Genomic DNA, 9,854 nt, shown 5'->3' on the forward strand with positions numbered 1-9,854 from the left:
GCCCGGGTGCCGGCGGCGCGGCTCAGGCGCGAGCGCAGCGCAGCAGTTCGGCCAGCGCGGTCCCGAACGCCGTCCGGTCGTCGGCCGGCGCCGGGAACGGGACCCGCAGGTCGTAGCGGGACGCCGGGCACTCGACCCGGAAGAGCACGCCGAACCGGTCGACGCCGAGCAGGTGCACGCCGTCGTCCTCCCCGGCCCACAGCCGGACCCGGGCGGACAGCTCGGCCAGCCCGCGGGCGTGCTCGCCGAGCAGGTCCACCTCGTCGGCGGCGAGGGCATCGGGCCGGGCGGCGGCGAAGTCCTCGGGCTCGATCGTCGTGCAGGACCCGCCCTCGGTGAGCAGCACCTCGGCCACGTCCAGCCGCAGCAGGGTGGCGGTCAGCCCGACGTCGAGGAGCACGTCCGCCGGGCACGCGTCGGCGTAGTCCAGGACGAGGGCGGGCTCCTCGCCCGGCGCCACCGCCGTCAGCCAGCCGACGAGCTCCAGCTGGCCGCGGACGGGGTCGCGCAGGGGGAGGAGGGAGCGCCGGGTGACCGTCAGCCGTGCCGGCAGGTCTCCGAGAGGGGAGCGGCGGACGGCGGCGGCGAGGCCGCCCGAGCGCGGCACGACCAGCAGGACGTCGCCGCCCGTGGTGGTGGTGGCGCCGAGCAGCGGCGAGGTGCCCGTGCCCAGCGTGTGCACCCAGGCCGAGGCGCAGGTGGCCACCGTGCGGGCGCGCTCCGCCGCGGTCGGGGCGTCGGCGCGCGATCGCGCGGCACGGGTGGGTTGACGTGCGGTCATGGCTTCCCTCGCGACTGTCGGCCGGTAGTAAGGTGAGCCTAACCAAAGTGGAGGTCTCGTGAACACACCCCGCCCCAAGGTCCGGCTGAGTCGCCGGCTGGGGATGCCGCTCACCCCCAAGGCCGTGGCGTACTTCGAGCGCCGGCCGTATCCCCCGGGCGAGCACGGCCGCAAGCGCAAGCAGGTCAGCGACTACTCGACCCGGCTGCTGGAGAAGCAGCGGCTGCGGGCCCAGTACGACGTCAGCGAGACCCAGCTGCGGCGGGCCTTCGACCGCGCCCGGCGCGCCGGGGGCAAGACTGGCGAGGCGCTGATCCAGGAGCTGGAGTCGCGGCTGGACGCCACGGTGCTCCGGGCCGGCTTCGCCCGCACGATCTACCAGGCTCGCCAGTTCGTGACCCACCGGCACGTGCTGGTCAACGGCCGCCGGGTCGACCGCCCCTCCTACCGCCTGCAGCCCGGGGACTTCGTGCAGATCGCCGAGCGGTCGCGCGCCCTGGACCCGTTCCTGGTCGCCGCGTCCGGAGCGCACGCCGATCCGCCGGCCTACCTCGAGGTGCGGCTCACCGACCTGATCGCCCGGGTGGAGCGGACGCCGTCCCGCGAGGAGGTCCCCGTGATCTGCGAGGAGCAGTTGGTCGTGGAGTACTACTCCCGCTGACCGGCCTCAGGCGGCGGCCAGCAGATCCTGCGCGCTGGCGGAGAGGGTGGCCGCCGCCGCCGGGGCGTCGCCGAGGTAGGCCGCGACCATCGCGCCGTCGCGGAGCATCACGTAACGCCGGCCGGCCTCCTCCGGGTCCGGGTGCCCGGCGAGCCGGAACGCGCTGGTCACGGTCCCGGCCAGCCAGGCCCGGTGCTCGGCGACGGCGCGGTGCACGGGATCGGCGGGGTCGGGGTGCTCGGCGGCGGCGTTGATGAACGGGCAGCCGCGGAAGTCCGGGCGGCACAGCTCGGCGGCGATCGCCTCGGTCAGCCGCCGCAGCTGCGCCACCGCCTCGTCCCGCCCGGCCGGCGGGCCGCCCACGTACGCGCGGACGAGGTCGTCGATGCCTCGCAGGTAGGCCACGACGAGGTCGGTCTTGCCGGGGAAGTGCCGGTAGAAGGTCGCCCGGGTGATGCCGGCCGCGCTGACGATCCGGTCGACCCCGACCGTGTGCAGCCCCTCCGCGTAGAAGAGCTCGGCGGCCGTGCGGAGCAGGCGCTCGCGGGCGGCCGAGGGGCGGGCGGGAGCGGTCATGCCCCCACTGTAGAAGAGAACGACCGTTCCGTCTTGCATGGCGGCCGACTCTGTGGTGCAGTGGTCAGCAGAACGACCGTTCTCTCTACCTTCGAGGAGCCCATCCATGGACGCCATCTACACCGCCGTCGCCACCGCCTCCGGCGACGGCCGCAACGGCCACGCCCGCAGCTCCGACGGGCTGGTCGACGTCGAGCTGGCCATCCCCAAGGAGATGGGCGGGGCCGGCGGCGCCACCAACCCCGAGCAGCTGTTCGCGGCCGGCTACGCGGCCTGCTTCCACTCGGCGCTGAAGATGGTGGCCCGCTCGAAGGGCGTGCAGATCACCGACTCGGCCGTCACCGCGGAGGTCGGCATCGGCAGCAACGACGCCGGCGGCTTCGGGCTGTCGGTCGCCCTCGAGGTCGAGCTGGGCGGCATCGACCAGGCCGCCGCCGACGAGCTCGTCGAGGCCGCCCACCAGGTCTGCCCCTACTCCAACGCCACCCGCGGCAACGTCCCGGTGACCCTGTCGGCCACGGTCGCGTAGGCAACCGCACCCTGACCTCGCAGGCTGGGGACACGGCCCCGTCCAGCGGCTCGTCCCGAGCCTGCGAGGGATGAGGGGGACGGGGCCCTTCCTCAGGCGCGGACGATCGCGGCGACCGGGCCGCCGCCCGAGGGGCCCTGGTGCACCGCGGCGACGGACACGAACACCGCCGGGTCGCCGGTCACCGACGCCGCCACCCCGCCGACGGTCGCCTTGATCTGCCGGTGCCAGAACACGTCGGAGTCGTCGAGCATCGCGTTGCGCCGGCCCCGCACGTAGCCCGTGGGGTCGGCCTCGCACTTGAGGAAGACGTTGACCAGCCGGTCGCCCAGGTCGCTCGGATGCGGCCGCTCGGGCAGATCGAGGCCGGCCTGCCGGATGGCGTCCCAGATGCCGTCCTGGTCGAGGGCATCGGTCATCACCGAGTGCCCGATCCGGTAGGCGCCGCCGTGCCCGCGCGCGTTGCCGACGACGACGATCTGCGCGCGGTCCAGCTCCACACCCGACGAGCACGACGCGACCGCGCTGAACAGCGACAGGTCGCGCATCACCTGCTCCTGCCGTGGCATCTCGATCTCGCCGAGCGCGACGGCGATGCCCAGTGCCGTCGTCCCGTTGGAGAGGTCCATCGAGCCGTGCGGCTCGTCGTAGTACGTGTCCGCGCCGCGCGACTTCGCCTCGCGGATCGTCTCGATCGTCAGCAGCGGCGTCTTGGTCTGCACGTAGTGGACGTCGGCCGGGTCGGTGATGCCCGCGGCCGCCATCGCCCGGCGCACGCCCTCGGCCACCTTCTCCACCATCGCCAGGCGGCCGATGTCCTCGGGCGCGAGCACCTCGCTCATCGCGTAGCCCACGGTCAGGCGCGGCTCGTCGGTCCGCTCCACCGCGTCCTCGGGCAGCGTGGCGAAGATCGTCGCGTGCGGGCTGATGACGCCGTCCGTGCCGCCCGACCACACGATCGGGATCTCCCCGACCTCCTCCGTGGAGCGGCTGCCCTTGTCGAGCAGCACCTCGCGGAAGGCCCGGTCGGCGATGATCCGGGTGTAGTCGTTGACCCCGCCGTTGCCCTCGGTCTTGCCGATGACGGCGACGACGCGGTCGGCCTCGAGCACGCCGTCGTCGATCAGCTTCGCGAGCTCCGAGGCATCGCTGACGTTGTGCAGGGGGACCTTGCGGACCTCGATGGGTGCAGGCGTGGAAGGCACCTCCGCGACCCTACTGACGGCGCCCGCACGGGGGAACGGCTCAGCCGCGCAGCGCCGCGTTGAGCCGGGCCGCCTGCCGGGTGAGGTGCTCCCGCTCGGGAAGGTTGGCCGCCGCCCGCGCGGCCTCGGCGTACAGCCGTGCCGCTGCCGCGCGGTCACCGTCCCGCTCGTGCAGGTAGGCGGCGACGGCGTCGTATCGCGGCAGCCCGGGGTCCAGCTCCGCGAGCGCGGCCAGGCCGGCCCGCGGCCCGTCGGCCTCCCCGACCGCGACGGCCCGGTTGAGCCGCGCGACCGGGCTGCCGGTGAGCCGGACGAGCTCGTCGTACCACTCGACGATCTGCACCCAGTCGGTCTCGGCCGCCGTGCGCGCGTCGGCGTGCAGCGCCGCGACCGCGGCCTGGGCCTGGTACTCGCCCAGCCGGTCGCGGGCCAGCGCCGCCTGGAGGACGGCGACGCCCTCGGTGATCAGCGCCTGGTCCCAGCGGCCGCGGTCCTGCTCGGCGAGGGTCACGAGGGTGCCGTCGGCGCGGGTCCGGGCCGGGCGCCGCGCGGAGTGCAGCAGCATGAGCGCGAGCAGGCCGGAGGCCTCCGGCTCGTCGACGCGCGCCGCGAGCTCCCGGGTGAGCCGGATCGCCTCGGCGGCGAGGTCGACGTCGCCGGAGTAGCCCTCGTTGAAGACCAGGTAGAGCACGCGCAGCACCGTCGCGAGGTCCCCCGGCCGGTCGAACCGGACGCCGGAGACGGTCCGCTTCGCCCGGCTGATGCGCTGGGCCATCGTCGCCTCCGGTACCAGGTACGCCTGCGCGATCTGGCGTGTGGTGAGCCCGCCGACCGCGCGCAGCGTGAGCGCGACCGCCGACGCCGGGGACAGCGAGGGGTGGGCGCAGAGGAAGTACAGCTGCAGCGTGTCGTCGACGTCCGGGGCCGGGCCCGGCGCCGGCTCCTCCTCCACCCGGACCTCGCGCCGCCGCCGGGAGGTGTCGGCGCGGGTGGCGTCGAGGAACTTGCGCCAGGCCACCGTGACCAGCCAGCCCTGCGGATCGCGCGGCGGGTCGTCCGGCCAGACGCGCACGGCCTCCACCAGGGCCTCCTGGACGGCGTCCTCGGCCGCCGCGAAGTCCGCTCCGCGGCGGCCGAGTGTCCCGATCACGGCGGGGACGAGGGTGCGCAGCCGGGCGGCGTCCATCACCCGGTCCACCGCGTCACTCCGTGATGGTGGGGGGCGCGCCCAGGAACGGCCGCACCTCGAGCCACTCGTGGATCGGCTCCCCGCCCGCGCCCGGCGCGGCGGACAGCTCGCCGGCGAGCTCGATCGCCCGCTCCCGGGTGTCGACGTCGATGATCATCCAGCCGGCGATCAGGTCCTTGGTCTCGGCGAACGGGCCGTCGGTGACCGGCGGGCGCCCCTCGCCGTCGGAGCGGACCCACATCCCGTCGGGGGCCAGCGCCTGACCGTCGACGAACTCGCCGGTGCCCTCGAGCCGGGTCGCGAAGTCCTCCATGTACTGCACGTGGGCAGTGACCTCCTCCGGCGTCCACCGGTCCATCGGGACGTCGTTCACCGCCGCCGGCGCGCCGCGGTAGTGCTTGAGCAGCAGGTACTTGGCCATCGTCTTCTCCTCGGTGTCGTGCGGCCCGTCGTGGCCGCTCGCACCCGGGGGACGGAGCCGCGCGCGGGTTCTCGACATGCCGTGCGGAGAAATCTGCCGAGAACTCCTCAGCGGCGCCAGAAGTCGAACGGATCCCGCCCCGGCCGGAAGCCCGCGGCCTCGACGATGTCGACGGCGAGGTCGAACCGCTGACCGACCGCGCCGGGCTGGTGCGCGTCGCTGCCGAAGCTGATCGCCTCGCCGCCCTCCTCGCGGAACCAGCGCACCTGGTCGACCGAGGCCAGCGGGCTGCTCGTGTTCACCTCGAGGGCGCGGCCGGTCCGGGCGAGGGCCCCGAACACCTGCCGGTACTCCTCCTCGAAGTCCTTCTCCGCATACCGGTGGATGCCACCGGGCCAGTACCGCCGCGGGAAGTCCACGTGCGCGAGCACCTGGAAGACGTCGCTGCTCTCCACCATGTCGACGACCTCGGCGAGGTAGCGGCGCATCGTGCCGTCGGCGTCCTCCCACAGCAGGTGACCCACGCCGTACAGCCGGCCGCCCTCGGGCAGCGAGTGCAGCGAGCCCAGCACCCGGTCGACCGGGCCGTTGCGCAGGTGCGCGGCGATGCTCGCCGAGAACAGGTGCGGCTCGCCGGCCTCGACGCCGGACCAGATGCGCAGCTGCGGGAACCGCTCGCGCACCTCGGCCAGCTCGGCGAAGTAGCCCTGGACGTCGATCTCCGCGTGCCGGGAGGCGTGCCGCTCCACCAGCCCCTCGTCGGTGGCCCGGTCGTCGGGGTCCCACACGGTGAAGTCGAGGTGCTCGGTGAACGCGATGGCCGGCAGCCCGAGCGCGATCGCCCGCTCGCACGCGCGCGCCATCGTCGAGGCGGAGGCGGTGTCCCACGACCATCCCGTGTGGACGTGGTTGTCGGGCGGCGGCGTCGGGGCGGGCGTCGGGTCCTGGGGGGGCGGCATCGCCGTCCATCCTCTCGCGCTCCTGTCCACGGGCGCCCGCGGGATGTCGGCGGCGGTGCCTACTGTCGGGCCCATGACCACCGTTGCGCAGACGCCCGACACTGCCGCCGAGGCGTTGGAGGTGCTGCGCGAGCTCACCGGCCGGCCCGACGCCGAGTTCCGCGAGGGGCAGGACGCGGCGGTCGCGGCGCTGGTGGAGAAGTCCCAGCGGGCGCTGGTCGTGCAGCGCACCGGGTGGGGGAAGTCGGCCGTCTACTTCGTCTCCACCGCGCTGCTGCGCCGGCGCGGCGCCGGCCCGACCCTGCTGGTCAGCCCGCTGCTGGCGCTGATGCGCGACCAGGTGTCCGCGGCCGCTCGGGCCGGCATCCGCGCCGTGGAGATCTCCAGCTCGAACGTCACGGAGTGGGACGACATCGCCGCCCGGCTGGCCGCCGACGAGGTCGACGTCCTGCTGGTCTCCCCCGAGCGGCTGACCAACCCGCGGTTCCGCGAGGAGCAGCTGCCCGGCCTGGTGGCCCGCTGCGGCCTGCTCGTCGTCGACGAGGCGCACTGCGTCTCCGACTGGGGGCACGACTTCCGGCCCGACTACCGGCGCATCCGCGAGCTGCTGGGCACGCTGCCGGCGGGCACCCCGGTCCTGGCCACGACCGCCACGGCGAACGAGCGGGTGGTGGCCGACGTGGCCGAGCAGCTGGGCGCCGGTGGTGTCGAGGTGACGACGGTCCGCGGCCCACTGGCGCGGGACTCGCTGCGCCTGGGCGTGCTGCGGCTGCCCACCGACCGCGCCCGCCTGGCCTGGCTCGCGGCGCACCTGGGCGACCTCCCGGGAAGTGGCATCGTCTACACGCTGACCGTCGCCGCGGCGGAGGAGACGGCGTCGCTGCTGCGCGACGCCGGTCACGAGGTGCGCGCCTACACCGGCCGGCTCGACGACGCCGACCGCAAGGACGCCGAGGAGGCCCTGCGGGAGAACCGGGTGAAGGCACTCGTGGCCACCTCGGCGCTGGGCATGGGCTTCGACAAGCCCGACCTCGGCTTCGTCGTCCACCTCGGTGCCCCGTCGTCGCCGGTCAGCTACTACCAGCAGGTGGGCCGCGCCGGCCGCGCGGTGGAGCACGCCGACGTGCTGCTCCTGCCCGGCCCGGAGGACCTGGCGATCTGGCAGTGGTTCGCGACGTCGTCCATGCCGCGGGAGGACCACGCGGCCGCCGTCCTCACCGCGATGGCCGACGGCAAGGCGTGGTCGGTGCCCCGGCTGGAGACGGTGGCCGACGTCCGCCGCTCCCGGCTGGAACTGCTGCTCAAGGTGCTCGCCGTCGACGGGGCGGTGGAGCGGGTGCAGGGCGGCTGGCGGTCGACCGGCCGCCCCTGGGTCTACGACGCCGACCGCTACGCCCGGGTCACCCGGACCCGCGAGGCCGAGCAGCGGGCGATGATCGCCTACGCCAGGCCGGTCGACGAGGCCGAGTGCCGCATGGCCTTCCTGCAGGAGGCCCTCGACGACCCGACGGCCACGCCCTGCGGCCGCTGCGACGTCTGCACCGGCCCCTGGTACCCGACGGAGATCCCCGCCGGCGCGAGCGAGGCCGCCTCGGCCGCGCTCGACCGGCCCGGGGTGGAGCTGCCGCCGCGCACGCAGTGGCCCACCGGCGCCGACCGCCTGGGCGTGACGGTGAAGGGCAAGATCGCGCCCGCGGAGCAGGTCGATCCCGGCCGGGCCGTCGCCCGGCTCACCGACCTGGGCTGGGGCCAGCGGCTGCGCACCCTGCTCGGGGACGACGGCGTGGGCGGCACGGTGGTGCTCGACCTGGAGGCGCCGGGCATCGAGGAGGACCCCGACGCCGCCTTCGACGTCCCGGTCCGGCGCTCGGTGACCGACGTCGGTCCGGACGACGAGCTGCTGCGCGCCTGCGCCCGCGTGCTGGGGGCGTGGGACTGGGCGGAGCGACCGGCCGCCGTCGTCGCGATCCCCTCCCGCCGCCGGCCGCGCCTGGTGACCGGCCTCGCCGAGGGGCTGGCCCGGCTCGGCCGGCTGCCCTACCTCGGCGAGATGTCCCTGGCCCACGGCGGGCCGACCGGCGGCCCGGGCGGCAACAGCGCCTTCCGACTCGCCGGCGTCTGGCAGCGGATCGGCGTCGGTCCGGAGCTGCGGGACCGGCTCGCCGAGCTGGGCCCGGGGCCGGTGCTGCTGGTCGACGACCTCGCCGACTCCCGCTGGACGATGACGGTCGCCGCCCGCGAGCTCCGCCTGGCCGGCGTCTCCCGCGTGCTGCCCTTCGCGGTCGCCCTGGCCGCCTGAGTCCACAGGTTTCGAACAGCTGTGCGAAAGGATGGCTAGACTGGCTCCATGGCCCTCGCCCATCAGCCGTCGATGTGGGACCTCGCCGAGGAGCCGGCGCTGACTCCGCTCGCCGGTCGGGTGCGGCGGCGGGCGTTGAGCGGCGGCGCCTGGATCGACTCGCTGCCGGGGTGGATGGCCGGCTCGGAGGCGGTGCTCGAGGTGCTCCTGGGGGACATCGGCTGGCGGGCGGACCGGCGGCAGATGTACGACCGGGAGGTCGCCGTCCCCCGGCTGCTGCGCTGGTACGGCAGGGGCGAGGCATTGCCGCACGCGCTCCTGGCGGAGGCGCGCGCCGCTCTGGACCGTCACTACCGGCCGGAGCTCGGCGAGCCCTTCGTCTCCGCGGGCCTGTGTCTCTACCGCGACGGGCGGGACAGCGTGGCCTGGCACGGCGACCGGCTCGGCCGGGCACGGACCGCCGACACGATGGTCGCGATCCTGTCCCTCGGCGCCCCGCGTCCGCTCCTGCTCCGGCCGGTGGGCGGCGGCCCGAGCCTGCGCTTCCCGGTGGGGCACGGGGACCTCGTGGTCATGGGCGGCTCCTGCCAGCGCACCTGGGAGCACTGCATCCCCAAGACGTCGAGGACCGTCGGCCCCCGGGTGAGCATCCAGTTCCGCCCTCGCGGCGTGCTCTGAGGCGGGCGGGGCCGCCTCAGCTGGGGCGGACGGGGCGTCAGGGACACATGGCGACGGCGACCGGGACCCCCGTGCACGACCCCCTCGAGAGCGTGTACTGTCCTCTTTGCACCAAGCGAGAACGGACCGGGCCGCCAGCCTGGTCAACCGCCGGAAGCGCCCCCCGAGGGCCCACTGTTGCGGAGCCTGGTGTACATTGAGAACACCGCCTCGAACGACAGCCTGCAAAGGCCCGAGTACGAGCGCGTCCGTTCCTTGAGAACTCAACAGCGTGCCGAAAGTCAGTGCCAAGTTTTACCCCGTGCACTGCGCAGCTTTGGTTGTGTGGTGTAAGGGATTCCTTTGGTTGATTGATATCGCGAGTGTCAGCTCGCGGTTCTCAGCTGTGATCAAATCATCTACGGAGAGTTTGATCCTGGCTCAGGACGAACGCTGGCGGCGTGCTTAACACATGCAAGTCGAACGGTGAACTCCGCTTGCGGGGGGATCAGTGGCGAACGGGTGAGTAACACGTGGGCAACCTGCCCTCAGCTCTGGGATAACTCCAAGAAATTGG

10 protein-coding genes and 1 rRNA gene are annotated in these 9,854 nt (G+C 74.3%); 5 read left to right on the forward strand and 6 right to left on the reverse strand.

Going from position 1 to position 9,854, the window contains the following annotated elements; translation table 11 throughout:
* Positions 1-22 precede the first annotated feature (22 nt).
* A complete protein-coding gene (locus BMY88_RS21505; RefSeq protein ID WP_139220547.1) occupies positions 23-781 on the reverse strand; it encodes a DUF2470 domain-containing protein in 759 nt (252 codons plus the stop codon).
* Positions 782-839: 58 nt separating this feature from the next.
* On the opposite strand from BMY88_RS21505, the gene rpsD reads away from it, so the two are divergent.
* On the forward strand, positions 840-1,442 hold the full coding sequence (gene rpsD / locus BMY88_RS21510; RefSeq protein ID WP_091948802.1) for a 30S ribosomal protein S4: 603 nt from the start codon (positions 840-842) through the stop codon (positions 1,440-1,442).
* Positions 1,443-1,448: 6 nt separating this feature from the next.
* On the opposite strand, the gene BMY88_RS21515 is transcribed toward rpsD, so the two are convergent.
* Positions 1,449-2,018 carry a TetR/AcrR family transcriptional regulator gene (locus BMY88_RS21515; protein WP_170861229.1) on the reverse strand — a complete coding sequence of 190 codons (570 nt, stop codon included), beginning with the start codon at positions 2,016-2,018 and terminating at the stop codon, positions 1,449-1,451.
* Between the two features lie 106 nt (positions 2,019-2,124).
* Between BMY88_RS21515 and BMY88_RS21520 the strand changes: the two genes are divergently transcribed.
* Complete coding sequence (locus BMY88_RS21520) at positions 2,125-2,547, forward strand: organic hydroperoxide resistance protein (protein WP_091948807.1); 423 nt, start codon at positions 2,125-2,127, stop codon at positions 2,545-2,547.
* 92 nt (positions 2,548-2,639) lie between these two features.
* Here BMY88_RS21520 and bar read toward each other — a convergent pair whose 3' ends face one another.
* From bar to BMY88_RS21540, 4 genes are all read right to left on the reverse strand, one after another.
* On the reverse strand, positions 2,640-3,752 hold the full coding sequence (bar, locus tag BMY88_RS21525; RefSeq protein ID WP_091948809.1) for a barbiturase: 1,113 nt from the start codon (positions 3,750-3,752) through the stop codon (positions 2,640-2,642).
* A gap of 40 nt (positions 3,753-3,792) precedes the next feature.
* Complete coding sequence (locus BMY88_RS21530; RefSeq protein ID WP_244524843.1) at positions 3,793-4,950, reverse strand: RNA polymerase sigma factor; 1,158 nt, start codon at positions 4,948-4,950, stop codon at positions 3,793-3,795.
* Positions 4,951-4,954: 4 nt separating this feature from the next.
* Positions 4,955-5,362 (reverse strand): YciI family protein, encoded by a 408-nt coding sequence (locus BMY88_RS21535; protein ID WP_091948813.1) that lies wholly within the window; start codon positions 5,360-5,362, stop codon positions 4,955-4,957.
* 107 nt (positions 5,363-5,469) lie between these two features.
* Positions 5,470-6,321, reverse strand: coding sequence for a PHP domain-containing protein (locus BMY88_RS21540; RefSeq protein WP_091948816.1), 852 nt, complete (start codon positions 6,319-6,321; stop codon positions 5,470-5,472).
* Positions 6,322-6,394: 73 nt separating this feature from the next.
* Here BMY88_RS21540 and BMY88_RS21545 point away from each other — a divergent pair, with 73 nt between their 5' ends.
* From BMY88_RS21545 to BMY88_RS21555, 3 genes are all read left to right on the forward strand, one after another.
* Complete coding sequence (locus BMY88_RS21545; protein ID WP_091948860.1) at positions 6,395-8,620, forward strand: DEAD/DEAH box helicase; 2,226 nt, start codon at positions 6,395-6,397, stop codon at positions 8,618-8,620.
* Between the two features lie 48 nt (positions 8,621-8,668).
* Positions 8,669-9,298, forward strand: coding sequence for an alpha-ketoglutarate-dependent dioxygenase AlkB (locus tag BMY88_RS21550; RefSeq protein ID WP_091948820.1), 630 nt, complete (start codon positions 8,669-8,671; stop codon positions 9,296-9,298).
* Positions 9,299-9,695: 397 nt separating this feature from the next.
* Positions 9,696-9,854 (forward strand): 16S ribosomal RNA (locus tag BMY88_RS21555); the annotation flags it as partial.

This window comes from Trujillonella endophytica (assembly GCF_900110555.1).
Classification (GTDB): Bacteria; Actinomycetota; Actinomycetes; order Mycobacteriales; family Geodermatophilaceae; genus Trujillonella; species Trujillonella endophytica.

What these genes read in the sequence shown, in the direction of transcription:
- BMY88_RS21545 (WP_091948860.1), top strand. Translation starts at nt 6,395, where the DNA reads ATGACCACCGTTGCGCAGACGCCCGACACTGCCGCCGAGGCGTTGGAG.
- BMY88_RS21550 (WP_091948820.1), top strand. Translation starts at nt 8,669, where the DNA reads ATGGCCCTCGCCCATCAGCCGTCGATGTGGGACCTCGCCGAGGAGCCG.
- BMY88_RS21540 (WP_091948816.1), bottom strand. Translation starts at nt 6,321, where the DNA reads ATGCCGCCCCCCCAGGACCCGACGCCCGCCCCGACGCCGCCGCCCGAC.
- BMY88_RS21535 (WP_091948813.1), bottom strand. Translation starts at nt 5,362, where the DNA reads ATGGCCAAGTACCTGCTGCTCAAGCACTACCGCGGCGCGCCGGCGGCG.
- BMY88_RS21520 (WP_091948807.1), top strand. Translation starts at nt 2,125, where the DNA reads ATGGACGCCATCTACACCGCCGTCGCCACCGCCTCCGGCGACGGCCGC.
- BMY88_RS21515 (WP_170861229.1), bottom strand. Translation starts at nt 2,018, where the DNA reads ATGACCGCTCCCGCCCGCCCCTCGGCCGCCCGCGAGCGCCTGCTCCGC.
- BMY88_RS21505 (WP_139220547.1), bottom strand. Translation starts at nt 781, where the DNA reads ATGACCGCACGTCAACCCACCCGTGCCGCGCGATCGCGCGCCGACGCC.